Origin of the sequence: Rhizobium sp. WYCCWR 11128, from assembly GCF_013416305.1 — a bacterium.
Lineage (GTDB): Bacteria > Pseudomonadota > Alphaproteobacteria > Rhizobiales > Rhizobiaceae > Rhizobium > Rhizobium indicum.
In genome coordinates this window covers 58,528-82,820 of the sequence record NZ_JACCEZ010000019.1, presented here as the reverse complement: position 1 = coordinate 82,820, position 24,293 = coordinate 58,528, and the positions used below count along the sequence as shown (strand labels likewise).

At 61.6% G+C, this 24,293-nt stretch carries 25 protein-coding genes and 1 pseudogene; 13 read left to right on the top strand and 13 right to left on the bottom strand.

Annotated features, from left to right (window positions below):
* The 6 genes and pseudogenes from HX898_RS32390 to HX898_RS32365 all read right to left on the bottom strand — a co-directional run.
* Positions 1–190, bottom strand: a pseudogene (locus HX898_RS32390) (sugar ABC transporter substrate-binding protein); the annotation flags it as partial.
* 88 nt (positions 191–278) lie between these two features.
* Positions 279–1,799, bottom strand: coding sequence for an aldehyde dehydrogenase family protein (locus HX898_RS32385; protein ID WP_138328172.1), 1,521 nt, complete (start codon positions 1,797–1,799; stop codon positions 279–281).
* Positions 1,799–2,578 carry an enoyl-CoA hydratase/isomerase family protein gene (locus tag HX898_RS32380; protein WP_138328173.1) on the bottom strand — a complete coding sequence of 260 codons (780 nt, stop codon included), beginning with the start codon at positions 2,576–2,578 and terminating at the stop codon, positions 1,799–1,801. The genes HX898_RS32385 and HX898_RS32380 overlap by 1 nt, the downstream gene beginning before the upstream one ends.
* Entirely contained in the window at positions 2,571–4,184 is a 1,614-nt protein-coding gene (locus tag HX898_RS32375; protein WP_180196765.1) for an acyl CoA:acetate/3-ketoacid CoA transferase, read from the bottom strand. The genes HX898_RS32380 and HX898_RS32375 overlap by 8 nt, the downstream gene beginning before the upstream one ends.
* 9 nt (positions 4,185–4,193) lie before the next feature.
* Entirely contained in the window at positions 4,194–5,240 is a 1,047-nt protein-coding gene (locus tag HX898_RS32370; RefSeq protein WP_180196764.1) for a LacI family DNA-binding transcriptional regulator, read from the bottom strand.
* Between the two features lie 90 nt (positions 5,241–5,330).
* Positions 5,331–5,522: a hypothetical protein gene (locus HX898_RS32365; protein WP_180196763.1), complete on the bottom strand. Its 192-nt coding sequence runs from the start codon at positions 5,520–5,522 to the stop codon at positions 5,331–5,333.
* A 97-nt stretch (positions 5,523–5,619) separates the two neighbouring features.
* Here HX898_RS32365 and HX898_RS32360 point away from each other — a divergent pair, with 97 nt between their 5' ends.
* Both HX898_RS32360 and HX898_RS32355 read left to right on the top strand, forming a co-directional pair.
* Positions 5,620–7,155, top strand: coding sequence for a PAS-domain containing protein (locus tag HX898_RS32360; RefSeq protein WP_180196762.1), 1,536 nt, complete (start codon positions 5,620–5,622; stop codon positions 7,153–7,155).
* Positions 7,156–7,218: 63 nt separating this feature from the next.
* On the top strand, positions 7,219–7,842 hold the full coding sequence (locus HX898_RS32355) for a carboxymuconolactone decarboxylase family protein (RefSeq protein ID WP_018241667.1): 624 nt from the start codon (positions 7,219–7,221) through the stop codon (positions 7,840–7,842).
* Between the two features lie 40 nt (positions 7,843–7,882).
* Here the strand turns inward: HX898_RS32355 and HX898_RS32350 are convergent, their stop codons facing one another.
* Complete coding sequence (locus tag HX898_RS32350; protein WP_180196766.1) at positions 7,883–8,857, bottom strand: alpha/beta hydrolase; 975 nt, start codon at positions 8,855–8,857, stop codon at positions 7,883–7,885.
* Between the two features lie 435 nt (positions 8,858–9,292).
* On the opposite strand from HX898_RS32350, the gene HX898_RS32345 reads away from it, so the two are divergent.
* Positions 9,293–9,856 (top strand): nucleoside 2-deoxyribosyltransferase, encoded by a 564-nt coding sequence (locus HX898_RS32345; RefSeq protein ID WP_138391171.1) that lies wholly within the window; start codon positions 9,293–9,295, stop codon positions 9,854–9,856.
* 148 nt (positions 9,857–10,004) lie between these two features.
* On the opposite strand, the gene HX898_RS32340 is transcribed toward HX898_RS32345, so the two are convergent.
* Entirely contained in the window at positions 10,005–10,892 is an 888-nt protein-coding gene (locus tag HX898_RS32340; protein ID WP_138391172.1) for a LysR family transcriptional regulator, read from the bottom strand.
* Positions 10,893–11,013: 121 nt separating this feature from the next.
* Here HX898_RS32340 and HX898_RS32335 point away from each other — a divergent pair, with 121 nt between their 5' ends.
* Together HX898_RS32335 and HX898_RS32330 are read left to right on the top strand one after the other, a co-directional pair.
* Positions 11,014–11,862 carry an oxidoreductase gene (locus HX898_RS32335; RefSeq protein WP_138391173.1) on the top strand — a complete coding sequence of 283 codons (849 nt, stop codon included), beginning with the start codon at positions 11,014–11,016 and terminating at the stop codon, positions 11,860–11,862.
* Positions 11,863–11,967: 105 nt separating this feature from the next.
* Entirely contained in the window at positions 11,968–12,972 is a 1,005-nt protein-coding gene (locus HX898_RS32330; protein WP_180196761.1) for a 2-dehydropantoate 2-reductase, read from the top strand.
* Between the two features lie 41 nt (positions 12,973–13,013).
* Here HX898_RS32330 and HX898_RS32325 read toward each other — a convergent pair whose 3' ends face one another.
* Positions 13,014–14,009 (bottom strand): alpha/beta fold hydrolase, encoded by a 996-nt coding sequence (locus HX898_RS32325; RefSeq protein WP_180196760.1) that lies wholly within the window; start codon positions 14,007–14,009, stop codon positions 13,014–13,016.
* A 302-nt stretch (positions 14,010–14,311) separates the two neighbouring features.
* Here HX898_RS32325 and dapA point away from each other — a divergent pair, with 302 nt between their 5' ends.
* The 4 genes from dapA to HX898_RS32305 all read left to right on the top strand — a co-directional run bounded on the left by dapA (position 14,312) and on the right by HX898_RS32305 (position 16,271).
* Entirely contained in the window at positions 14,312–15,232 is a 921-nt protein-coding gene (gene dapA / locus HX898_RS32320; protein WP_180196759.1) for a 4-hydroxy-tetrahydrodipicolinate synthase, read from the top strand.
* Between the two features lie 121 nt (positions 15,233–15,353).
* Positions 15,354–15,536, top strand: a complete 183-nt coding sequence (locus tag HX898_RS32315) for a hypothetical protein (protein WP_180196758.1) — start codon at positions 15,354–15,356, stop codon at positions 15,534–15,536.
* A gap of 27 nt (positions 15,537–15,563) precedes the next feature.
* Positions 15,564–15,827, top strand: a complete 264-nt coding sequence (locus tag HX898_RS32310) for a hypothetical protein (protein WP_138328185.1) — start codon at positions 15,564–15,566, stop codon at positions 15,825–15,827.
* Between the two features lie 132 nt (positions 15,828–15,959).
* Positions 15,960–16,271 carry a DUF1883 domain-containing protein gene (locus tag HX898_RS32305; RefSeq protein ID WP_003547605.1) on the top strand — a complete coding sequence of 104 codons (312 nt, stop codon included), beginning with the start codon at positions 15,960–15,962 and terminating at the stop codon, positions 16,269–16,271.
* Between the two features lie 13 nt (positions 16,272–16,284).
* On the opposite strand, the gene HX898_RS32300 is transcribed toward HX898_RS32305, so the two are convergent.
* Together HX898_RS32300 and HX898_RS32295 are read right to left on the bottom strand one after the other, a co-directional pair.
* Positions 16,285–17,601 carry a replication-associated recombination protein A gene (locus HX898_RS32300; RefSeq protein WP_180196757.1) on the bottom strand — a complete coding sequence of 439 codons (1,317 nt, stop codon included), beginning with the start codon at positions 17,599–17,601 and terminating at the stop codon, positions 16,285–16,287.
* The gene (locus tag HX898_RS32295) at positions 17,598–19,001 is read right to left on the bottom strand and encodes a DegQ family serine endoprotease (protein ID WP_180196756.1); all 1,404 of its coding nucleotides are present in this window, start codon (positions 18,999–19,001) and stop codon (positions 17,598–17,600) included. The genes HX898_RS32300 and HX898_RS32295 overlap by 4 nt, the downstream gene beginning before the upstream one ends.
* Before the next feature lie 257 nt (positions 19,002–19,258).
* Here HX898_RS32295 and HX898_RS32290 point away from each other — a divergent pair, with 257 nt between their 5' ends.
* The gene (locus tag HX898_RS32290; protein WP_138391180.1) at positions 19,259–19,639 is read left to right on the top strand and encodes a YkvA family protein; all 381 of its coding nucleotides are present in this window, start codon (positions 19,259–19,261) and stop codon (positions 19,637–19,639) included.
* A gap of 23 nt (positions 19,640–19,662) precedes the next feature.
* Entirely contained in the window at positions 19,663–20,016 is a 354-nt protein-coding gene (locus HX898_RS32285; RefSeq protein WP_180196755.1) for a hypothetical protein, read from the top strand.
* A 58-nt stretch (positions 20,017–20,074) separates the two neighbouring features.
* Here the strand turns inward: HX898_RS32285 and ilvD are convergent, their stop codons facing one another.
* On the bottom strand, positions 20,075–21,913 hold the full coding sequence (gene ilvD / locus HX898_RS32280) for a dihydroxy-acid dehydratase (RefSeq protein WP_180196754.1): 1,839 nt from the start codon (positions 21,911–21,913) through the stop codon (positions 20,075–20,077).
* A 335-nt stretch (positions 21,914–22,248) separates the two neighbouring features.
* Here ilvD and msrP point away from each other — a divergent pair, with 335 nt between their 5' ends.
* Positions 22,249–23,196, top strand: a complete 948-nt coding sequence (gene msrP, locus HX898_RS32275) for a protein-methionine-sulfoxide reductase catalytic subunit MsrP (protein ID WP_180196753.1) — start codon at positions 22,249–22,251, stop codon at positions 23,194–23,196.
* On the top strand, positions 23,196–23,861 hold the full coding sequence (gene msrQ / locus HX898_RS32270) for a protein-methionine-sulfoxide reductase heme-binding subunit MsrQ (RefSeq protein WP_180196752.1): 666 nt from the start codon (positions 23,196–23,198) through the stop codon (positions 23,859–23,861). The genes msrP and msrQ overlap by 1 nt, the downstream gene beginning before the upstream one ends.
* On the opposite strand, the gene HX898_RS32265 is transcribed toward msrQ, so the two are convergent.
* Positions 23,858–24,277: a DUF2809 domain-containing protein gene (locus HX898_RS32265; RefSeq protein WP_180196751.1), complete on the bottom strand. Its 420-nt coding sequence runs from the start codon at positions 24,275–24,277 to the stop codon at positions 23,858–23,860. The two genes, msrQ and HX898_RS32265, sit on opposite strands and share 4 nt — an antisense overlap.
* Positions 24,278–24,293 lie beyond the last annotated feature (16 nt).

Sequence of the window (24,293 nt, the reverse complement as noted above, 5' to 3'; positions counted from 1 at the left end):
CAGGAACGTCCTTCCAGGCAAAACCTTCCTTCGAAAGATCCTGCTTCAAGACGTTCAAAGCCGCAGCCTCGCCGCCAGACGTCCACCAGTGCAGCATCTGCACTTCCTTGACGTCAGCGGCGTGGGCGGACACATGAGCGCCGGCCAGAGCCAATGCGACCATTGCGGTCGTGGTCAAAAACTTGTTCATCGAAGAACCTCCCAGTTCCAGTTTGGAAGATGCGGGACCCATTCCCGCACCAATCACCCGCCCTCCTCGAGCGTAGTTCGGCCGCCGGCTAGGCCGGCTTTTCCGTCTGCGGCATCCACCAGCTGGTGCGCTTGCCGATATGCATGTTCAGCGTCTTGGTCTCGGTGTAATCTTCGACCGCATGGCGACCGAGTTCGCGACCAAGGCCGCTTTGCTTGTAACCGCCGAAGGGAAGTTCCGAGGCGCCGTCCATGAAGGTGTTCATCCAGACCGTCCCCGCCCGCACCGACCGGCCGATCGTCAGGCACGTGTCGAAATCGCGGCTCCAGACACCGGCCGACAGGCCATAGTCGATGGAATTCGCAATCCTGATGGCTTCGGCCGATGTCTCGAATGTCAGGACCGAAAGCACCGGACCAAAGACTTCCTCGCGCGCCACGGCCATATCGGGGGTGACCTCTTCGAGGATCGTCGGCGACATGAACTGCCCCATGCCGAGGTCGAGCGTCTCGCCGCCATGCGCGACCCGGGCACCGCTGCTCCTCGCGGCGGCGACGTATCCTGATATCTTCTCCAGGTGTTGCGGCGTGATGATGGCGCCGACCTGCGTCGAAGGATCGAGCGGGTCGCCGACCTTCACCGCCTTCGACAGCTCAGCAATCCGCTTGACGACATCGGAAGCGATTGATTTGTGAAGGATCAGCCGCGAGCCGGCATTGCAGCACTCGCCGGCATTGAAGTATGCGCCGAAGACCGCGGCATCGATAAAGGCATCGAGATCGGCATCCGGGAACACGATCTGCGGGTTCTTCCCGCCCAGTTCCAGCGAGACCTTCTTCAGCGTCTGTGCGGCTTTCGACATGGTCAGCTTTCCGACACCGGTCGAGCCGGTGAAGGACACCATGTCGACGTCGGGATGCGACGTCATGACCGCACCGACCTCTGGTCCCGTACCGGTGACAATGTTGACGACGCCATCCGGCACGCCTGCTTCCTGCAGGATCTCTCCCAGCACCAGCGTCGATCCTGAGGTCAGTTCCGAGGGCTTGACGACGGTGGTGCAGCCAGCGGCCAAGGCGAATGGCAGCTTCTGGCCAACGATCAGGAACGGAAAGTTCCAAGGCGTGATGATCGACACCACGCCGATCGCTTCGCGCAAGACGACGCCGAGCGTGCCATCGCCGAGCGTGTTATAGCTCTCTCCGTGGAGGTCGCGGGCAAGAGCTGCCGCATAGCGCCATATGTCAACGGAGCCGGCAATTTCTCCCCGCACCTGGGTGATCGGTTTTCCCGCCTCGATCGCATCGAGAAATGCTAGCTCCTCTGCACGCGCCGCGATCAAATCAGCAGCCTTGAGCAGGATGGCGGAACGTTCGGAAGCGGTCATTCGGGGCCACGGCCCGAGGTCGAACGCCTTGCGTGCCGAAGCGATAGCATGCTCGGCGTCCCTCTTGCTGCCGGTCGGAAACCGGCTGACCACGACACCATGGCTTGGAGCGACACGCTCGATCGGATCGGAGCTGCCTGCCTCCCATTTGCCATCGATGAGCATCTTGAAATCACGCGCTTTGTGGTCTCTGAGCGCGGTGGGGTTGACGAGAACCGTCATTACCATTCTCCCTTGAACGTTGCCGGGCGCTTCTCGCTGAATGATGCGACGCCCTCCTTCAGATCGCCGGTCTTCGCAGCGAGGATCGAGCCCAGGGCTTCAACCGCGGTTCCGTTGTCTTCGCCGTTTGCCGATGCGATCATCAACTTCGCGATCTCGGTCGCAGCCGGCGCCCTTGCGGCAATCCGCCCAGCATATTCCCTGGCGGCGACGAGCGCGTTTCCTGTGGGAACGACCGCGTCTACGATCCCGAGCAGGCGTGCCTCCTCGGCGGTGAATATCTCGCCGCCCAAGGCCATGCGCCGGACGGCTTGCGCCCCGAACCGGCGCACAAGACGCTGGGTCCCAGACCAGCCCGGCACCATTCCAAGGCCGGTCTCGGGCAGGCCGATCTTGATCTGCTCCTCTGCGAAGCGAATGTCCGCAACCCCTGCAAGTTCAAGCCCTCCCCCGAGGGCATGGCCATTCAGAGCCGCGATCAGCGGCACCCTGAGCGTCGCCAGTCTTTCGAAGATACGGTGGCCATGCCGAACCCAGAGATGACCGAACTCCTGAGGCAACATTCCGCCCCAGGCCTTGATATCGCCTCCAGCGGAAAAGCCCTTTCCTTCACCCGTGAGAATGGCAGCGCGCACATTGGCGTTCGCCTCCACCTCGTCGGCTGCGTCCGCCAACGCCTTGAGCATATCCAGGTCGAGTGCGTTCAGCTTCTCCGGACGAGAAATCGTCAGCGTCGCAACATGTCCATCGACGTCAATTCTGACTGTTCCGCTAGCCATGGAAGCTGCCCTCCAGTGTCCGTGCCGTTTTTTTCGAAAGCGACAGGCCGATGTTTGCCTCCCCGAAGAGCGCGGCGTCCATGACCTTCAGGTCGGGCGCCACGATCAGCGGAAACTCCGACTGATCGAGGATGTGGGACTGGAGATCGACGCCTGGGGCAATCTCGGTGAGGACGACGCCGTCGGGCGTCAGCTTCATCACGCACCGCTCAGTGACATAGGTGATGTCCTGGCCCTGCTCGATCGCGCGCCTGCCGCTGAAGGTGACGTGTTCGACCTCGTTCACGAGCTTCTTCAGCTTGCCTTCCTTGTCGATGAGAAGAGCGCCATCGGTGATCGAAAGCTTCGCTCCGGCATTGAACATGCCGGAGAAGACGATCTTCTTTGCCCGCGCCGTGATGTCGACGAAGCCTCCGGCGCCAGCCGTCACATGCGGCCGGAAGGAAAGCTTGGAGACGTTGACCGAACCGTCTTTGCCGATCTCGAGGAAGGACAGCAGCGATGCATCGAAGCCTGCCCCCTGGAAATAGGTGAACTGATAGGGAGACGGCATGTAGGCGTCGGCGTTGGAGGCGCAGCCAAAGGCGAAGTCGAGCAGCGGTACGCCGCCGACAGCACCTTGCTCAATGACCCAGGTGACTGCGCCGTGGAGCCCCTCCTCCAGCAGAATTCGCGGCACGTTGGCCGAGATGCCGAAGCCGAGATTGACGCAGCTTCCCGCTTGCAGTTCCTGCGCGACACGACGCGCAATGACTTTCTGAACATTGAATTCCGGAACGCTGAAGCTATCGAGCGGACGGAAGATCTCCCCGGAAATTGCCGGATCGTATTGCGTCTGCGTCGTCTGCTTCTGTTCCGGATCGACGATCACATAATCGACCAGCATTCCAGGCACGCGGACGTCATGAGGCTTCAGCGAGCCTTCCTTGGTGATCCGCTTGACCTGGGCGATGACGATGCCGCCGTTGTTGCGTGCGGCCAGCGCCTGATCGAGGCCGCCGAGATAGGCGCCTTCATGCTCGTATGTCAGGTTGCCGCGCTCGTCGGCGGTGGTGGCGCGGATGATGGCGATCTCAGGGACGATCGAGGGAAAGAACAACCAGTCGTCGCCCTCGAAGCGCACGCGCTTGACCACCGGATGCTCCGAAGCCAGGCCGTTCATCGCGCAACCCTGCCGCTCGGGATCGACGAATGTATCGATGCCGATCTTGGTCAGAACACCCGGCCGCTTCGCGGCGGCCTCGCGATGAATATCGAAGAGGATACCCGAGGGAATGTTGTAGGCCGGGATTTCGTTGTTGGTGATCATTTGCCAGATCAGCGGCGGCTCAGACGACGATGGACCGGACGGATAGGAGCCACCGATGATGCGCTTGAGCAGCCCCTTCTTGGCGATATGGTCGACGCCCTTGATACCGCTCATGTCGCCGGCGGCGATAGGATGAAGGGTCGTAATATCCCGGGGATGGCCGGTCGCATCGAAACGTTCGCCAATCGCCTTCAGCATGAGGTCCGGGCAACCGAGACCGCTTGAGGAAGACACCGTTACAACAGCGCCATCCGGGATCAGTGCGGCTGCTTCGGTCGGGGTGAGATGCTTCTTCATAGGCCTTACTCAGAGTCCTGTTTCGATTTTTACGCTCTTGCGGGCTCCGCAGCTCTCGCGAACGACCAGCCGAACCGCTGTTGTCACCGTCTCCGCCTCGGCCTTGCCCGCATTGATCTGCTTCAGAAGCAGCTGCGCGCCGCGGCGCCCAATGCCCTGCGGATCGACCGAGATCGTCGTGAGCGCGGGAACCGCCGCCTGAGCCTCGATGACGTCGTCGAAACCCACGACCGCGAAGTCGGAGCCGGGCTCCAGACGGCGGGCACGTAACCCGTCACAAACACCGAAGGCGACGGCATCGTTGAAGCAGACGGCTGCCGTGGGTTTGTCGGCAAGAACGATTGCCTTTCCGATCGCCTCCACCCCACCGGCTCGCGAAGGCGCCGACGAGATGACAAGTTCTTGGTTATAGTCGAGCCCGGCTGCCTCCATGCCGCTTCGGTAACCGGTAAGGCGGTCGTCGAAGACAGCGGTGTCGGGAAAGCCGCCGAGAAAAGCGATGCGCTTGTGACCAAGTTCCGCCAAGTGCTTGACCGCAGACATCATGCCAGCCTGGTTGTCGGAGACGACGGACGAGACTTTGGCGCCAGGCAGGTTTCTGACGACGACCACCACCGGAATCCCTGCGGCGACGAGTGGCTTGAAGTCTGCGGCATCGGTGGCGCGCGCCGGCGACACGATGAGCCCCGAAATGCCATGTTCCCGCATCGATGCGACAACCTCGCGCTGCCTGTCGATGCTCTCGCTGGTGTTCGACAGGAATTGCACGAACCCGGCCGACTGAACGACCATATCGACACCGACCGCCAGTTCCGCGAAGAAGCTGTTCGTCAGGTCGTTGACGACGACCCCGATGATCCTCGATTTGGCACTGGCCTGCCGAAGATTGGCTGCGCCGCGATTGTAGACGTAGCCCAGCTCGCGCATCACCGCATTGACCTTGGAACGCGTCCCCTCATTGACCAGGGAGGAGCCCTGAAGCACCAGCGAAACCGTCGATTTCGAGACGCCTGCGGCCTTCGCAATGTCAATGACGGTTACCCGCGCCTTTGTCATTTCCCCTCCCCGACGCCAACGTCGAATGATTGCTTAGATATTTGGAACGTTCCAATTATGTCAAGCGAAATTTATACGAACTGCTATCTACTAGAAGCATCTGCGGCAAATTTCTTCCTCCCCAACCGCCGGAATCTTATCCTGAAAATTGGAACGATCTAAAAGATGATCACGACTGAGAGGCATGTTTCGATATTTTTCGATCTGCAAAATCGTGCGTGGCTTCTCCACGAATTCGCCGACATGGTCGGAGGGGATCGTCCCTTGTTTCTCGATGCGCACTCGAACATCCCTCGATTCGATAGACATTAGCGAAACTTTATCGTTTGTGACGAATGCTACGGATACGTGCAACGCGCCAGATCTGAAGCAGGGCCGGATGATGCCACACTCGTTTGAATCTATCCTGGAGAGCCTGCCTCAGGGCATTGTTCTGCTCGATCCTGCCGGTACGGTGACGGCTTTCAATTCACGCACGCTTGATATTCTCGGCCTTCCGCAAGGCGCCATCCGCAAAGGCATGAATATCGACGGATTGCCGGGCACCGCAAACTGCCGTGCAGTGGCATCCCGGCGGTCGACGGCCGGTGGAGCGCCCACGTCTCAGTTTGCCCTTTCCGACGGAGGGATGGTCTCATTGACCTGCGCCCCATCACGGGATGGAGGCTGGATCCTCAGTTACGAAGACATCTCGACTCTCATTCGCGTCGAAGACAGCCTGACCGAACAACATCGCCGGTTCGACGCAGCGCTCAGCAACATGCCGCATGGGCTGTGCATGTTCGATTCGACAAAGAACCTGATATTGTGCAACGCCTCCTACGCGCGGATGTACAATCTGCCGGACCTGCTAACGCAACCGGGGACACCACTTGTGGATATCCTGGCCTATCGCAGCCGGGAGGGAAATGGCCCGGCCGATACCACGACCTATTTTGATGTGGTCTTCGAAGCAACAACCCGCGGTGCGCCGGCCAGCCAAAACATCGTCCTGGCCGATGGGCGCGTTATCAAGATCACCCACAATCCGATGCAAAACGGTGGATACGTGGCCACCCATGAGGATGTCACCAAGACCGTCCGGCTGGCGGAAGAGCTGCGCCGGCATCACGATCAGCTCGAAGCGACGGTTAAGAGCCGCACGGCAGAAGTCGAGCGGCAGGCGCGGGAACTCGAGCGAATGCTGGCGCAGGAGAGGAACATCAACGAATTGCAACGGCAATTCGTGGCGATGGCATCCCATGAATTCAGGACCCCGCTGGCAATCATCGACGCTGCTGCCCAGCGGCTGCTGCGAAAAAAGGGGGCGGTCGAGCCCGAATTTCTCAGCGACAAGGTCGATCAAATCCGCGCATCGGTGACCCGGATTGTCGATCTCATGGAGAGCATCCTGTCAGCCGGACGCCTCGACACCGGCAAGATCGATATCAACTACGACGCCTGCGCATTGAGATCATTGATAAAAACCTGTTGCGAGCGGCAGTCGACGATCTCAAAATCGCACAGCTTCGTGTTGGATATCGATGGGCTGCCGGAGTTCATCGATGCCGATCCCCGCGCTTTGGCACAGGTCTTTACCAACCTGCTTTCCAATGCCGTCAAGTACGCGCCCGGAACTTCAGAAATTCGCGTCACCGCATGGGCGGAGACGGGAAACGTCAAAGTTTCGATCAGCGATGATGGCGTGGGGATCGATGCCGAAGACGTGCCCCGGCTGTTCCAGCGCTATTTTCGGGCCCGGACGTCGACCGGGATTGCCGGAACGGGTATCGGCCTCAATCTGGTGAAGCAGATCATCGAACTGCACGACGGCTCGATAGAGGTTCGAAGTGCAAGAGGGTGCGGATCGACATTCACTGTAACGCTTCCAATCAAAAGAAGTGGTAACGCTTCTGCGAGCAGTGATGCTGCCTGACGTTTCAGGATTGCTGTCCTGCTTATCTACCCTATCCTTCTCCCAATAGAGGAGGATCATGCCATGGCTTTCATTCACACCCCCAACGCATCCGCCAGCGAGAAGACGACGTCGATGTATGCGTCGGCCGAGGCGAATTATGGTTATCTGCCGAACATGTATCGGGCCTTCGGCCATCGGCCGGAGGTGATGGAGAGCTGGGCGGCGCTGCTTTCGAGCATTCGCGGCCATATGAGCTTGCGGCGCTACGAACTGGTGACGCTGGCGGCGGCCAAGGAGCTCAAATCCTCCTATTGCATGCTGGCGCACGGCTCGGTGCTGCTGCGCGAGGGTTTCACCAGCGACGGGCTGACGGCTGTTGTCAACGAGACGGAGAAGGCGCCGATCGATGCCGGCGAACGCGCGATCATGGCTTTTGCCGCCAAGGTGGCGCGCGATGCGACGTCGGTGACGCAGCAGGATATCGACGGACTGAAGAAACACGGGCTGAGCGACGCCGATGTCTTCGACGTCACGGCTGCGGCAGCGGCCCGGTGTTTCTTCTCGAAAATGCTGGATGCGCTGGGCGCTGCACCCGACCACGCCTATATCGAGCGGCTGGAGCCGAATGTGCGAAAGACGCTCAGCGTCGGCCGAGAGGTCGAGCGGCCTCTGGCGCCCTCACCGTCCCGCGGCACATCGCAATGATGCAATGACGGAGGGCGTCCGGCATCTGCTCTTGCGACCCCTACTCTTGCGGTTTGTCCGCAAAATGCCGAATCGCAAACTCAGCGATATTCTGGCTCGACCGATCGGCATCGTCGAGCAGAGAGGGAAACAGCTGCCACTGATGCGGCATGCCCGGCCAGACCTCGGTAGTGACGTCCACTCCCGCCACGCGCGCCTCGTCGGCGAGCCGCAGCGTATCGTCCAGCAGGACTTCGCCGGAGCCGACCTGCAGCAACAGCGGCGGAAAGCCGGTCATGTCAGCATAAAGCGGCGATGCCTGGGGATCGGTCGGAGACCGGCTGCGGAGATAGGTCTTGCGCAAGGTCTCGATCCAGTCCTTGCCGACCAGCGGATCGCTTCCGGCGTTTGATGTCATAGATCCGCCTGTCGCGGCAAGATCGGTGATGGGGCTGAGCGCAATCACAGCCGCCGGCAACGGCTTTGCCGCCTGCATCTGCCTCAGCACCGTCTCGATCGCGATATTGCCGCCGGCGCCGTCTCCGGCCACGATCACATTCTCGCTCCGATAGCCGTTGTCGAGAAGCCAGCGATAGGCGGTCAGCGCGTCGTTGATCTGCGCGGGATAGCCATATTCGGGCATCAGCCGATAATCAATGAGAAGAATGTCGCTGGATGCCGCCTTGGCGAGCGAGCCGGCAAGCAGGCTATGTGTGCGAATGGAGCCGCTGGAAAAGCCACCGCCATGGATATAGAGGATCACCCTTTGGCCGATCGGGTGATGAAGACGGGCAGGCCACATCAGCTCGGCGTCGACGCCGTCGGCATCGACCTGCCGCACTTGGATGCGCGTCGGCCCCGGCATCGTCTCCATCAACGTCCTGAAGGCCGTTCGCCGCTGCTGCAGGCTATCGGCGCCGGCAAAGTGATCCTTCCAGAGGCCCATGAGTTTTTCGACCTGTTCGCGCGAGGCCGGGCTTTGCGGCCCAATGTCCCGCCCGACCGCCGCCGAGGCGAGCAGCATCAGCGCAGCCAAAGCGGGGAACAGACATTTGAGCCGCTTTGGGGCTCTTCGAATACCAGTTGGCAAAATCCGACCGTTCATCAACCTCTCCCGACGATGTTGGCCAAGGCGGCATCTTTGGCCGGTTCGTCCACCGGAGTCAAAAGGGTGACAGGCGCGAACCTCAAGCTTTTTATTCCGCCTGCATCGCCTCGCCGCCTGAAACCCGCCGATCTCAGGCGGCGACTCGATGATGGAGATAGCGCAGCTCCTCCGGACGTCCCTCCGCTGTGTCGGGAATGAAGTCGACCGTTGCCCGTCCACTGCCGCCGCATCAGGCTGCTAGTAAAAAAATTGGACAATGCCTGCCGGTACGGCTTGCCATTTGCCGCGCTTCCGTCGGAAAAAGACGGCGTGCCTGGCTGTCCCACCCCGGCACCTCGTCTTGCGTGTGAGTGAAGGATACCGATGACCACCATTTACCTTGCCGGCCCGGAAGTCTTTCTTCCGGATGCCATGCCCATCATGGCCGAAAAACGCCGATTGGCGCGCCAGTTCGGCTTCGAGCCGACCGGTCCCGGCAGCGACGAAAACCAGACGCCGGTGAAGCGGACCGCCGCAGAGATCTATGCACGCAACGACGACGCCATGCGTCGAGCCGAAATCTGCCTTGCCAACATCACTCCCTTTCGAGGCGTCAGCGCCGATCCGGGTACGGTCTACGAGATCGGCTTCATGATTGCGCTCGGAAAAGCGGTCTTCGCCTATACCAATCACCCCGACGACTATGGCCTGCGCGTTCGCTCGATCTGGTATGCGGGGCTCGAGATCGATGAGACGAGCGGGCGCCCCCGCGGACCGGATGGCATCGCGATCGAAAATCACGGCATGGCCGACAACCTGATGATCGACGGAGGGATCGAGGCGACGGGAGGCAAGGTGTTCCGTGCGGCGGCGCTCCCGGCGGACCCTGCCCGCGACCTAGCGGTTTATTTTGCGGCGCTTCAGACGATTGCCGGCACGCGGGCTTGATGGCCGCCGACTTGACATGGATCGCGCCAGCGACGCCAATTTCTTACCCGTTGGCGCTTTTCTCGCTGATATCGGAGCTTGGTCCGCCACCGGCTGATCCCAGCTGTGCTGGGTGACCGCCGGCGGCGGGCAGGCATCCTGGCCTCTTTTACTCCGCCTTCATCGCGTCGATGACCGCCCTGAAGCCCGCCGACATATGGCGGCGGCTCGGATAGTAGAGATAGAGCGGTTCCTCCGGCTGGCACCAGTCGTCCAGCACCTGGATCAGCTCGCCGCAGGCGACCGCCTTTTCCACGCGGGGCTCCCAGATATAGGCAAGGCCGACGCCGCCGAGCGCTGCCTGCATCATCAGCTCGTGATCGTCGAGCGACAGCGGTCCGGTCGGCTGAAAGCTCACCGCCTGGCCGTCCTTCTCGAACTCCCAGGCATAACGCGCGCCTGACGGAAACATGTTCTGAATGCAGAGATGGCGCTTGAGCTCGTGCGGTGTCGCCGGCTTCGGCCGGGTCTCGAAATAGGCAGGCGAACCGACGACGACCAGGCGAATGCGCGGCTTGATGCGCAGCGCGATCATGCCCTCGGTGACGCGCTCGCCGAAGCGGATGCCGGCATCGAAACCCTCCTCGACGATATCGACCAGCCTGTCGGTCGCGTTGATCTCCAGCTGCAAGTTGGGGTTCTTTTTCAGCAACGGACCGATGATGCGACCGATGACGAAGGGGCCGATCGAATTCGGCACGTTGATCCTCACCTTGCCGAACGGCGTGTCGCGATAGCGGTTCAGCGCATCGAGTGCTGCCGCCATCTCGCCGAAGGCCGGGTCGAGATGCGAGATCAGCAGTTCGCCGGCCTCCGTCAGCGAGACGCTGCGCGTCGTGCGGTTAAGCAGGCGGATGCCGATCCGGTCTTCGAGATTGAGCACGGCATGGCTCACCGCAGAGGCGGTGACACCTCGCTCCTCGCCCGCCTTGCGAAAGCTCTTATGCCGCGCGACGGCGGCAAAGGCCGCGAGTTCAGACAGTTCGGTAGCGCGCATTACTGAATCAAACTCATCATAGTTTCAAAAATAACAAATCTTATACAGCAATGGATTTTCGGTCAAATTCACCTCGTCGGCACAGAGATGCCGCAACCGAACAGTTCGAAAGGAATTCGTTATGAAAGTCTGGTTCATTACTGGTGCATCCCGCGGCTTCGGCGCGCTGATGACCAAAGAAGCCCTTGCGTCAGGCGATGCCGTCATCGCCACCGCCCGCAACCCGAAGACCGTGATCGAGCAGTTCGGCGACCATCCGAACCTGCTTGCGGTCGCCCTCGACGTCACCAACGAGGCGCAGGCCAAGGAGGCAGCGGCTGCCGGCATCGCCCGCTTCGGCCGCATCGACGTCCTCGCCAACAATGCCGGCTACGGCCTGCTCGGCGCTGTCGAGGAAGCCACGGCCGAAGAGATCGAAAAGCTCTATGCCACGAACGTCTTCGGCCTGCTGAAGGTGACACGAGCCGTGCTGCCCTATATGCGCCGCCAGCGCTCCGGCCACATCCTGAACTTCTCATCGATCGGCGGTTATTTCGGCTATCCCGGCTGGGGCGTCTACGGCTCGACGAAGTTCGCCGTCGAAGGCCTGTCCGAATCGATGGCCGCCGAACTCGAACCCTTCGGCATCAAGGTGACGATCGTCGAGCCGGGCTTCTTCCGCACCGACTTCCTCGCCGACACCTCGCTGGCGATCAGCCCGGCCTCCATCGCGGACTACGAGGGTACGCCGGCCGGCAACATGCGTAGTTTCGCTGCCGACGCAAACCATGCCCAGCCCGGCAATCCCGCCAAACTTGCCGCCGGCATCATGACGCTCGCCAATTCGCCCAATCCGCCGCTGCGCATGCCGTTCGGCAGCGATACGGTAGCCGTGATCGAGGAGCAGCATGCCAGCGTCGAAAAGGAACTTGCCGTCTGGCGCCAGCTCGCTTTGTCCACGGATTTTCCAAGCGAAGCAACGGCTGCCTGAAGACCAGGGTGGGTGCAGGAAAGTGCAGCATGCGGCAAATTGACGTTCGCCTTGAGCCTCTCATGGCCTAGATCTAGTTTCGATCACCACCATGAAGAGGCGAGCATGTCCATCAAGTCCATCTGCATCTATGGCGCCGGGGCGCTCGGCGGCGCTATCGCCGCCAAGCTTGCAAGCCAAGCCGGAAACGACGCCGCCATCTCCGTTATCGCGCGTGGCGCGCATCTCCACGCCATCCGCGACAACGGTCTCAGCCTGCGCGAAGCCGATGCGGAAAGGCCACTCAATGTCCGCCTTACCGCGACCGACGATCCCAGGACATTGCCGCCGCAGGATCTCGTCATCACCGGCCTCAAGGGGCATCAGCTGGCGCCCGCCGCCGAAGGCATTGCAGGCCTCCTCAAGGAGGGCACCCGCGTCGTCATGATCCTCAACGGCATTCCGTGGTGGTATTTTCACCGCGATACCCAGAGCCGGCATGCCGAGCTGCAGTTCGACGAGCTCGATCCCGGCGGCAGGCTGTGGCGGCTGATCGGGCCGGAACGCGTCATCGGCTGCGTCGCTTATCAGGGTGCCGAGGTGATCAACCCCGGCGAGATCCAGCTTTCCCACAACGGCCGCTTCGTGCTCGGCGAGCCCTCCGGCGACATCTCGCCCGATCTCGAGACGATCGCCGCGGCGCTGACCGGCGCCGGCCTCAGCATTACGACGACGCCTGATATCCGCGGCGAGATCTGGAGCAAGCTGATGGGCAACGCCGCCTTCAACCCGATCAGCGCGCTGACCAGGGCGCTGATGACCGACATCATGGCGGATCCCGCCCTTTCGGCTACGGTCGGTAGGGTGATGAGTGAGGTCCGCGCCGTCGGCGAGGCCTTGGGTGCGCGGTTCAGCATGACCGTCGAGCAGCGGTTGGAACAATCGCGCCATATCGGCGGCGTGCGCACATCGATGCTGCAGGATCTGATCGGCGGCAAGGCGCTCGAAATAACGCCGCTGGTCGGCATGGTGGTGGCGCTCGGACGCCTGGGCGCCGTGCCGACGCCGGTGTCGGAAACGATCCTGGCGCTGGTGACCCAGTTGGATCGGGAAAACCAGCGCGGCGGCTGATTGCGGAGGAAGGGCGGCCGGGAAAACCCGGCCGTCTTCGCTTACTTTCCAACCTGCTCGGCCCAGTTCGGCGCCTTGCCGCCGCCATCGAGGAAGGTCATCGCCATATTCGCCATCAGGGGCGAGGCGAAGGTCTCGTAATGGGTGAGATCGGGCAGGATCGCCAGCCGGTTCTTCGACATGTTTTCCCGCATCCAGCCCGCATCGCGCAGACCGCCGCCGAGCTTGTGGTAGAAGTCGATCATATGCTCGGGCCGGATCATGTCGGCATCGCCGTAGATCAGCATGACCGGCATGGTCAGCTTGGCGACGGCACCGCTGTAGTCGATGGGTTCGCGCATGAGCGCGCCCATGGCGTCGAGCAGCTTCGGAAATTCCGAAACGTCAGGCGCCACCGCCTTATAGGAGAGGAACATCGGCGTGTCCTTCATCATGTCGGCCATACCGGCGCCGACGGCCGCCTGCTGCGGCAGCATCTCCGGGAAGAAGCCGTTCTGCGCATAGGGTGCCGAGAGGATCACCAGCCGGCGCACCTGGTCGGGAGCGTTCGCCGCCATGTTCAACGCCACCCCGCCGCCGAAGGAATAGCCGAAGACGTCGAGCTTGTCGTAACCGAGCTGCTTCACCAGAATTGCGAGATCGGCGCCGATGGCCGGAAGCTCGATCGGCCGCTTGCCGAGCGGAGTGCGGCCATGGCCCTGCAGATCGACGGCGATCACCTGCCGGTGGTCGGTGAAAACAGGCATGACCGGCGCGAACATCTCGATCTGCCCGAGGCCGCCGTGAAGCAGCAGCAGCGGCTCGCCCTCGCCGCGAATCTCGTAATAATAATCGATGCCGTTGACCGGCAGACTTCCCTTCCTGACAATCGGCGCTGCAGCCTTCTTCTCCTCGATAACAGGCGTGCTGCTGTCGGCGCCTGATATACCGGGCGCTGCCAGGAATGCGGCAGCCGTTGCGATCATCGAAATCAGCGTCATCTTCGACATGTCCTTGCTCCGTGTTTGCATCGATACCGCAAGGACGGCAGCGCTCATGTCTTTCCGACACTCCGCTTCGAAATTTCTCGCATCGGCCTTTATGCCGTTCCTATATTTTCGTGCCCCGCTCCGAATGGATTTCCTATCGCCCGCAGCATTAGACTTTCGCCATCACTGCAAAGGTCAAATGCCATGCGAAATGTCATGTCCTCAGGTTTTCAGTTCCCTCGTCCACACAGGATCAAACGCGGCAGCCGGCAGATGCGCGAAAAGCGCACCGCCCAGGCGCTGATCGTCTTTGGCGTGGTGCTCGCCTGCGTCGAACTCTACGTCATTTTCGGCGCGCTCTGAGCACCGCCATGGAAATGGCGAGAATGCCGCGTCTTGGCGGCGCGATTACCGCTCTTGTCACGCCGTTTCGCCATGGCGGCCTCGACAGGCCGGCGCTTCGGGCGCTTGCAGAGTGGCAGATCCTCAGCGGCGTCGACGGGCTTGCTGTCTGCTCCGTGTCAGGGGAAGGCCCGACGCTTTCGCCGCAGGAGCGCGCTGAGGTGATCGACCTCAGCATCCGGTCTGCGGCCGGCCGCGTTTGCGTCATCGCCGCCACCGGCACCAACTCCACCGAAAGCACGATCGCGCTCACCCGGGAGGCCGAAACGCTCGGCGCCGCCGCAGTACTCGTCACCGTGCCCTATTATTCCAAGCCCGGGCAGAAAGGCATCATCCACCACTTCGAGCAGGTGGCAGTGGCGAGCCGACTGCCTGTCATCGTCGACCATGCGCCGGCGCAGACGGCGAGCGATCTTTCGACGGAAACGCTCGGCAGGCTGGCCGCCATCCCGGGGATTGTCGGCATTCGCGACGCGACGGGCGACATCGCTCGCTTTACCGGCCTCTCGCCGTTCCTGCGGCAGCGCTTCCGCTTCTTTTCCGGGCATGATCCTTCCGCGCTCGCCTTCACCATCGCCGGCGGCGACGGCATGATCTCGTCGGGCGCCAATGTGGTGCCGCGGCTCTTCACCTCGATGCAGCAGGCGGCCCGGGCCGGGAACCTTTTGGCCGCGCATTCGCTGCAGGATCAGTTGCTGCCGCTGATATCAGCGCTCGGGCCGGAGGGCGATCCGGCGAGGATCAAGCACGCACTGCGGCTGATGCGCGGGCTGGAGGTCGAGCTTCGCCTGCCGCTTGTCGCCGTCGAGCCGGAACTGTGTTCGGCCATCGGCGAAGCGCTTGCGCCTTTCCTTGACGAAAGCAGCGCGAGGAAGGCGCTATCCCTATGAGATTTTTATATTTTCCTCTTTGGCGCCAAATGGAAACCCTATCCGCAGGCGCCTATCTTCCAAGGCGTGACACCGCCGCATCGTCAAGCGGCGGTTGAGTGAGATTTCGAAAGGACAAACGATGTCACGCCTGACTGAACCGAGTGCCGAGAGCGACCAGCTGCAACGCAGTCCCATCAGAGCACTCGCCGCCAATCCCTCCCATCCGATGCTCTCCGGCTTTGCCGCCATTGCGCCCCGCCTTGCGGCAGCGATGGCTTTTGCCGGGCTGGTGCAGATGACCTTCAACCTCATCTCCCGCTGAAGCATCAGGACCCCAAGGATCATCACAATGGCAAACGCACAGCAACGCCGCAGCCTGCCTTCTGCAGCGCCCTCGCCTTCTGCCCGCTTCACCGTCGGCCGCGACAGAAGCGGCCGCTGGATCGTCCACGACCGCGAAGGCCTCGTCGGCGGGCTCTTCATCAATGAGGCGGCCGCGCTCCACTTCGCCGCAGGGGAATGCAACTGCCCCTCCGCCGATATCCATAGGGCGGCCGCAGGCATGGTGCTTGAATTCGCGCCCTTTGCGCGCGGCACTGCGAAAATCCACTAAAACTTGCCGTACTCCCGCTGTTTTCATGCAGCGGGAGTACGAAGACATGAGCTGAACGGCCGATTTCCAACTTTTCCTTAACCCACATTCTGGTAAAATCCTGGCGCAGAGACTTCAGACGCCACGAGACCGATGCCGAAACCGAATTTCCGCTTCACCCATTACGATCTCAAGGAACAACGCGCCGGAACGATCATCGAGGTGTCGTTGAATGCGGTGAACAATGTCCGCCTGATGACGGCCCCGAATTTCCAGCGGTTCACCGAGGTTCTCGACTTCAAATATATCGGTGGCGTGGCACGCAAATCGCCGATCAAGATCGCCGTTCCGGAAAGCGGTCACTGGCATGTCATCGTCGATATGGAAGGTCATCACGGGCTTGCGGAATCGTCCGTCAAGGTGATCGCCGCGCCGGCAAATCAGAAGACGCCGCGCGCCTCCTGAGGTTCGCCAGGTTTCAGCGCGGATTACGCTCCTTGCGAAGCTTCGCCCACCATTCCAGCCGCTTGCGGATATCGCGCTCGAAGCCGCGCTCCGGCGGATCGTAGAAGATCTGGCGTCCCATCTTCTCCGGGAAATAATCCTGGCCGGAAAAGGCGTCCGGCTCATCGTGGTCGTAGCGATAGCCGTCGCCGTACCCCTCGCCCTTCATCAGCTTGGTCGGCGCGTTGAGGATATGCTTCGGCGGCAGCAACGAGCCGTTCTGCTTTGCCGCCTGGCTTGCCGCCTTGAAGGCGGTGTAGACGGCATTCGATTTCGGGGCGGTGGCGAGATAGACGCAGGCCTGCGCCAGCGCCAGTTCACCTTCCGGCGAGCCGAGATACTCATAGGCATCCTTGGCGGCATTGCAGATCACCAGCGCCTGCGGATCGGCAAGACCGATATCCTCCACCGCCATGCGCACCAGCCGCCGGCCGAGGTAGAGCGGGTCCTCGCCGGCATCGAACATACGGGCGAGATAATAGAGCGCGGCATCGGGATCCGAGCCGCGCACGGATTTATGCAGCGCCGAGATCAGATTGTAGTGGCCGTCCTGCGCCTTGTCGTAGACCGGGGCACGGCGCTGGACGATGCGCGTCAGGCCTTCGGTATCGAAGCTCTCGCCTTCGCGCGCGGCGCGCCAGACTTCTTCGGCGAGCGTCAGCACCGCGCGGCCGTCGCCATCGGCCATGCGCACCAGGCTGGCGCGGGCATCCTCCATCAGCGGCAGCGGCTTCTGCTCGATCGCCTCGGCACGCTTCAGCAGTTCCTCGAGGCTCTCCTCGTCATGCGACTTGAAGGTGAGCACACGGGCACGTGACAGCAGAGCGGCGTTGAGTTCGAAGGATGGGTTCTCGGTGGTGGCGCCGACGAGGATGACGGTGCCATCCTCCATGACCGGCAGGAAACTGTCCTGCTGGGCGCGGTTGAAACGATGGATCTCATCGACGAAAAGCAGCGTCTGACGGCCGTCCATGCGGCGCAGGCGAGCTGTCTCGAACACCTTCTTCAGATCGGCGACACCGGAGAAGATCGCCGATATCTGCTCGAAGGCCAGGCCCGCCTCGCCCGAAAGCAGCCGTGCCACCGTCGTCTTGCCGGTGCCGGGCGGACCCCAGAAGATCATCGAGCCGAGCGAGCCGCTTTCGATCATCCTTTTCAGCACGCCGTCCTCACCGGTCAGGTGTTCCTGACCGGTGACATCGGCAAGCGTCTTCGGCCGCAGCCGGTCGGCAAGCGGCCGCCTGGCAGCGACCTCCTCCGGAACGCGCGGCGCGAAGAGATCGTTGCTCATCGGAAGAATTGCCGGATGCGCTGGCCGTCGCGCTCGATCTCGACCCGCCAGAAGCCGGGGTCGCTATCGGCGATCTCGGACAGTTCGCTGGTCGACTTCACATCGGTGCCGTTGATCGAGACGATGATATCCTTCGGTTCGAAACCGAGACGGGCGGCAGGCGAATCCTCCTTCACCTCGGAGACGACGACGCCCGCCGATTCCGGCGGCATGCGCAGCTCGTCAGCGACCCGCGGCGACAGGTTCTCGACGACGGCACCGCTAAACGGCGTGCGTCCGCCAATGATGCGCTGATCGCGCGGCGAGGTTTCCGGGGCGCGGGCGAGCGTCAGCGGCAGTTGCTCCTCGCGGCCGTTCTCGATGACAGTGAGCTTGACCGAATTGCCGAGACCAGCCGTCGTCAAGCGGTAGAGCAGCGCATCCGGATGCTCGACGGAAACTCCGTCGACGGCGGTGACGATTTCGCCGGCCTTCAGCCCGGCCTTGGCGGCCGGCCCACCTTCCGAAACCTTGACGACGAGCGCGCCGCGGGCCTTGTTCAGCCCCAGCGCCTCGGCCACTTCCGAGGTCACGGCATCGAAGCTTGCGCCGACATAGGGCCGTTCGAAGGATTTGACACCGGCATCGGCCGACGCGAGGAAGACCTTGACCAGATTGGCGGGGATAGCGAAGCCAATGCCGTTCGAGCCGCCGCCGCGCGAGAAGATCGCCGTGTTGATGCCGATCAGCTCGCCCTTCATGTTCATCAAGGCGCCGCCGGAATTACCGGGATTGATCGAGGCATCGGTCTGGATGAAAAAGCCGAACTCGTTCTTGATCACCTGGTTGCGAGCAAGCGCCGAGACGATACCGCTGGTCACTGTCTGGCCGACACCGAAGGGATTGCCGATCGCCAGCACGAGATCACCGACCTCGACCGTATCGGAATTGCCGATCGGCAATGTCGGAAAGCTTTCCTTGGTGTCGATCTTCAGCACGGCAAGATCGACACGGTCGTCGCGCAGCACCACCTTGCAGGGGAATTCGCGGCCGTCCGAGAGCGCCACCTTTATATCGTCGGCGCCCTCGATGACGTGATTGTTGGTCACGACAGTGCCGTTCGCCTCAACGATGACGCCGGAGCCGAGCGAAGACTGCTTCTCCGAACGGTTTGGCATCTGCTGGCCGAAAAATTGCTCGAAGAAAGGGTCGCCGGCAAAGGGCGACTGCCGCTGGACGGTCTTTTCCGCATAAACGTTGACGACGGCGCCTGACGTCTGTTTGACGAGCGGCGCGAAGGAGAGCTGCATCTGCATCTGGCTCTCGGGTACGGTCTTTGCCGTCTGCGCATGGGCAGCAAGCGGCAGAACGAGCATGAGAGCGAATAGCGAGACGGAGGCGCGCTTGAACAGGCCTTGCATGGGTATCCCTTTTGAATCCTCTTGAGGAACGTTTTAGAGCATGATGCCGAAAAGTGTGAGCGGTTTTCGGACGACATCATGCTCTAACTATTTAATTACGAACAGGATTCAGATTTTAGGCCGACCCGGCCTAAAATCATCCTGTTCTGCGGCCCGACGCTAGAAAGGAAAGAGGGCGGAAGCATGGAAGAACAATGCGAGAGGGCGTCTTGGAAACCGGTTGAAGTCATTGTGAATTTGATTCAGGAAGATTGGCCATGCAACTGATATCAAAAGCCAAAAACTGGACGAAGTCACTGAAGCGTGACATCGTGGCCCTCTGGCTTGCCGCCCGCGATCCCCGCGTACCGTGGCATGCCAAAGCGGTGGCCGGCGCCGTTGCCGCCTACGCGCTGTCGCCCATCGATCTCATCCCCGATTTCATCCCCATCCTCGGCTATCTCGACGATCTTCTCATCGTGCCGCTCGGTATCATGCTGGCGATCCGGCTCGTTCCGGCAGAGGTGATGAACGAGCTTCGTACGGAGGCGACAGGGCGCATCGAGCGTCCCTCCAGCCGGGTCGGACTGATCTTCATCCTTGCCGTCTGGCTCATCTGCATCATCTTCCTGGCTCTGGCACTGCGGAAGCTAGTCTGACCGGCATCAATAGGAACATATGAATGATCACGACAAGAACGACGACAGCGGCCCTCGGCTTTGCGATCCTGCTCAGTGGATCGAACCTGGCACAGGCAGCAAGCTTCGATTGCGATGCGAAAGAATTGAAGGCGGATGAAAAAGCGATCTGCGACAACCGCGCACTCAACGACGCCGATGTGAAGATGGTGACGACTTTCGAGCTGCTCTCCGGCCTGCTGGCGATGGGTTCGCGCGGAACATTGCAGGACGAACAGACGGCCTGGCTGAAAAAGCGGCAGGAATGCGGAGCGGATGCGGCGTGTATCAAGGCTGCCTATGACGAGCGGCTGAAGCAGTTCGGCGAGACCTATAAAAACATCAACCGGCCGCTTTGAAAGCGACCGGTTGGAAGAGCTGCTGACTTTTCATCAACGGTTCGTAAGCTGAGGCTGCTCAGCGGGCGTTCAGATCGCGCACGGCACCGCGGTCCGCACTCGTTGCGAAGGCCGCGTAGGCCTTCAGCGCGGTCGTGACATTGCGCTTGCGGACCTCTGTGGGATACCAGCCCTTGGCGTCCTGCTCGGCGCGGCGGGCGGCGAGTTCAGTCTCGCTGACACGCAGGCTGATCGTGCGGTTGGGGATGTCGATATCGATCATGTCGCCTTCGCGCACCAGGCCGATCGTGCCGCCATTTGCCGCTTCCGGCGAGGCGTGGCCGATCGAGAGGCCGGAGGTGCCGCCGGAGAAGCGGCCGTCGGTGATGAGCGCACAGGCCTTGCCGAGACCCTTCGACTTCAGATAGCTCGTCGGATAGAGCATTTCCTGCATGCCCGGGCCGCCCTTCGGACCTTCGTAGCGGATGACGACGACGTCGCCGGCCTTCACCTCGTTGGCAAGGATCGCCTTGACCGACGCATCCTGGCTTTCGAAGACGCGGGCGGGGCCGGAGAATTTCAGGATCGATTCATCGACGCCGGCGGTCTTGACGATGCAGCCGTCGATTGCAAGGTTGCCCTTGAGCACGGCAAGACCACCATCCTTGGAGAAGGGATGTTCGACCGAGCGGATGACGCCGTTCTCACGGTCGGTGTCGAGTTCGTCCCAGCGCGCTTCCTGGCTGAAGGCGACCTGGGTTGGGATGCCGCCAGGAGCGGCACGATAGAAGTTGCGAACGGTCTCGCTGTTGGTGCGGGTGATATCCCAGCGATCGATCGCGTCGCCCAGCGTCTCGGCATGAACGGTCGGGCAATCGCGATTCAGCAGGCCACCCTTGTCGAGTTCGCCGAGGATCGACATGATGCCGCCGGCGCGGTGGACGTCTTCCATATGAACATCGCTCTTGGCGGGGGCGACCTTCGACAGGCACGGCACGCGGCGCGAGAGCGCATCGATATCGGCCATAGTGAAATCGATCTCGCCTTCATGGGCGGCGGCAAGAATGTGCAGGACCGTATTGGTCGAGCCGCCCATGGCGATGTCGAGCGTCATGGCATTCTCGAAGGCCTGCTTGGAGGCAATGGTGCGCGGCAGCGCCTTGACGTCATCCTGCTCGTAATAGCGGCGGGCGAGATCGACAATTAGATGACCGGCCTCGACGAAAAGCCGCTTGCGGTCGAGATGGGTGGCAAGCGTCGAGCCGTTGCCGGGCAGCGACAGGCCGAGGGCTTCCGTCAGGCAGTTCATCGAATTGGCAGTGAACATGCCGGAGCAGGAGCCGCAGGTCGGACAGGCGGAGCGTTCGATGGTCTGGACGTCCTCGTCGCTGATCTTGTCATCGGCTGCGGCGACCATGGCATCGACGAGGTCGAGCGCATGCGTCTTGCCGTGCAGCACGACCTTGCCGGCTTCCATCGGACCGCCCGAGACGAAGACGGTCGGGATATTGAGGCGCAGCGACGCCATCAGCATGCCGGGAGTGATCTTGTCGCAGTTGGAGATGCAAACCATGGCGTCGGCGCAATGGGCATTGACCATGTATTCGACGCTGTCAGCGATAAGCTCACGCGAGGGCAGCGAATAAAGCATGCCGTCATGGCCCATGGCGATACCGTCATCGACGGCGATCGTGTTGAATTCCTTGGCAACACCGCCGGCCGCTTCGATCTCGCGGGCAACGAGCTGGCCAAGGTCCTTCAGGTGCACATGGCCGGGCACGAACTGGGTGAAGGAATTCACCACCGCGATGATCGGCTTGCCGAAATCCGAATCCTTCATGCCCGTGGCGCGCCAAAGGCCGCGGGCGCCCGCCATGTTGCGGCCATGGGTCGTGGTTCTGGAACGGTAAACTGGCATCGGTGTCTTCCTCAACGTGTCGGAATTATCAGGCGAAGCCGGGCGGCATGGAGCCTGCGGGCCGGGCAAACGCTGCTTTTTGGAATTGTCCTAATCCAATCGACGGGGGCTGTCACTACCGGGAAGCCCAAATCCGGTACGCCGGGGAGAAGCGCCATGAGACCCATCGATCATATACGGTTCGACGCGACTTTTTGTTACAGCCTATTCCATCACGGCCGAACACAAAAAATTGGCTTCCCGTCAGCAATATTCAAGGCTTAGACACTAATCTCAACATGCCGGCGGTTCGTTTAAGGGCTATATTTCAGGATATCCGCCGAGGAGGTTTCGACATGCCAAGCTATCGCCCACCGAAGATCGCGTCATCTGAGATCACGCCGCGCCAGATCTATGTGCGCCGTCGTGAATTCCTCGGTGCGGCAGCGCTTGGCGCCATGGCGCTCTACAGCGCCGGCAAGGCGAGTGCTGCGGCCCTCTCCGCCGTTGAGAGCAAGTACAAGGTCGACGAGAAGGCGACGCCGATCAAGGACGTCACGACCTACAATAATTTCTATGAGTTCGGTCTCGACAAGGGCGATCCCGCAGCTCTTTCCGGCGATTTCAAGCCGCTGCCCTGGACGGTCAAGGTCGACGGCATGGTCAACAAGCCAGGCACCTTCGACCTCGAGGCGCTGATGAAGGAATTCCCGATCGAGGAGCGCACCTACCGGATGCGCTGCGTCGAGGCCTGGTCGATGGTCATCCCCTGGGACGGCTTTCCGCTGGCATCGCTGCTCGACAAAGTCGAGCCACTCGGCAGCGCCAAGTACGTCGCCTTCGAAACCGTCGTGCGGCCGGAGGAGATGCCGGGTCAGAAGGGCTTCTTCCAGTCGCTTGACTGGCCCTATGTCGAGGGTCTGCGCCTCGACGAGGCGCGCCATCCGCTGACGCTGCTGGCCGTCGGGCTCTATGGCGAAACGCTGCCGAACCAGAACGGCGCGCCGATCCGCCTCGTCGTGCCGTGGAAATACGGTTTCAAGGGTATCAAGTCGATCGTCAGGATCACACTCACCGACCAGCAACCGAAGAATACCTGGCAGGTCACCAATCCGCAGGAATACGGCTTCTATGCCAACGTCAATCCAGCGGTCGACCATCCGCGCTGGAGCCAGGCGACCGAACGGCGCATCGGCGAAAGCGGCTTCTTCGGCGCGAGCCGCCATCCCACCCTGCCCTTCAACGGTTATGCCGACGAGGTGGCAAGCCTTTATGCCGGCATGGATCTGAAGGCGAATTTCTGATGGCGGAACTGTCGCTCGCCATCCCGAAGCGCTGGCTGCCCGCCTCCGTCTGGCTGCTTTATGTCGTCGGGCTCGTGCCCGCAGCCTGGACTTTCTATCTCGGCGCGACCGATCAGCTCGGCGCCGATCCGGTCAAGACCTTCGAACTTTTCCTCGGCATATGGACGATCCGTTTCCTGATCGCAACACTTGCCGTTTCCCCTGCCCGTGAGCTCTTCGGCTGGAACTATCTGCGCTATCGCCGCGCGCTTGGCCTGCTGACCTTCTACTACGCACTGATGCATTTCACAGTCTACATGGTGCTCGACCAGGCGATGGATATTCCCGCCGTCATCAACGACGTGCTGAAGCGCCCCTTCATCATGTTCGGCATGGCAGCCCTTGCGATGCTCATTCCGCTGGCGCTGACATCCAACAATTTCTCGATCCGCCGCCTCGGCAAGAACTGGATCTGGCTGCATCGGCTCGTCTATATCATCGCCGCCTGCGGGGCGCTGCACTTCGCGCTCTCGACCAAGATCCTCGACCTCGAGCAATATATCTATGTCGGGCTGATCATCGCGCTCATCCTCTATCGCTCCTACCGGCCGATCGCACGCAGCCGGCAGAAGGGCAAAGGGCGGACGCGCAATCGCGCAGTGGCTTCGGCCGAGACAGTAAATTAGCGGCGAGGACGCAACGCAGTCCGGCGTGCCGGATCGAAGGCGCAGGCCGCAGCTATGCCGATTGCATAGGCCAGCATGTTCCAAAGCGAAAATACCCGGCCAAGCAGCAGGGCGCCTGCCGTGGTCAGCCGAAACGCGTCGAGCCAGGGCGTGTGATAAAGCCGGAACAATTCCACCGAGATCGCTATGAACAGCGCTGTAAGAGCAATTGTAGCCGGCCGTGACCTTGCGACAAACAGCGCCACGAGCAGATAGACCATCGCTCCCCAGAGTGCCGATCCACCATACTTGACGACGATGAAAGGCAGATCGGCCGCATAGCCAAACCTGCGGAGCACCAGCCCGAGAACGATAACAAGAAACAGCGCGGCCAGTCGAAGAAACTGCGGAGAGCGAGCCTGAATGATTTTACGCAATGGAGCCGGTCCCCTC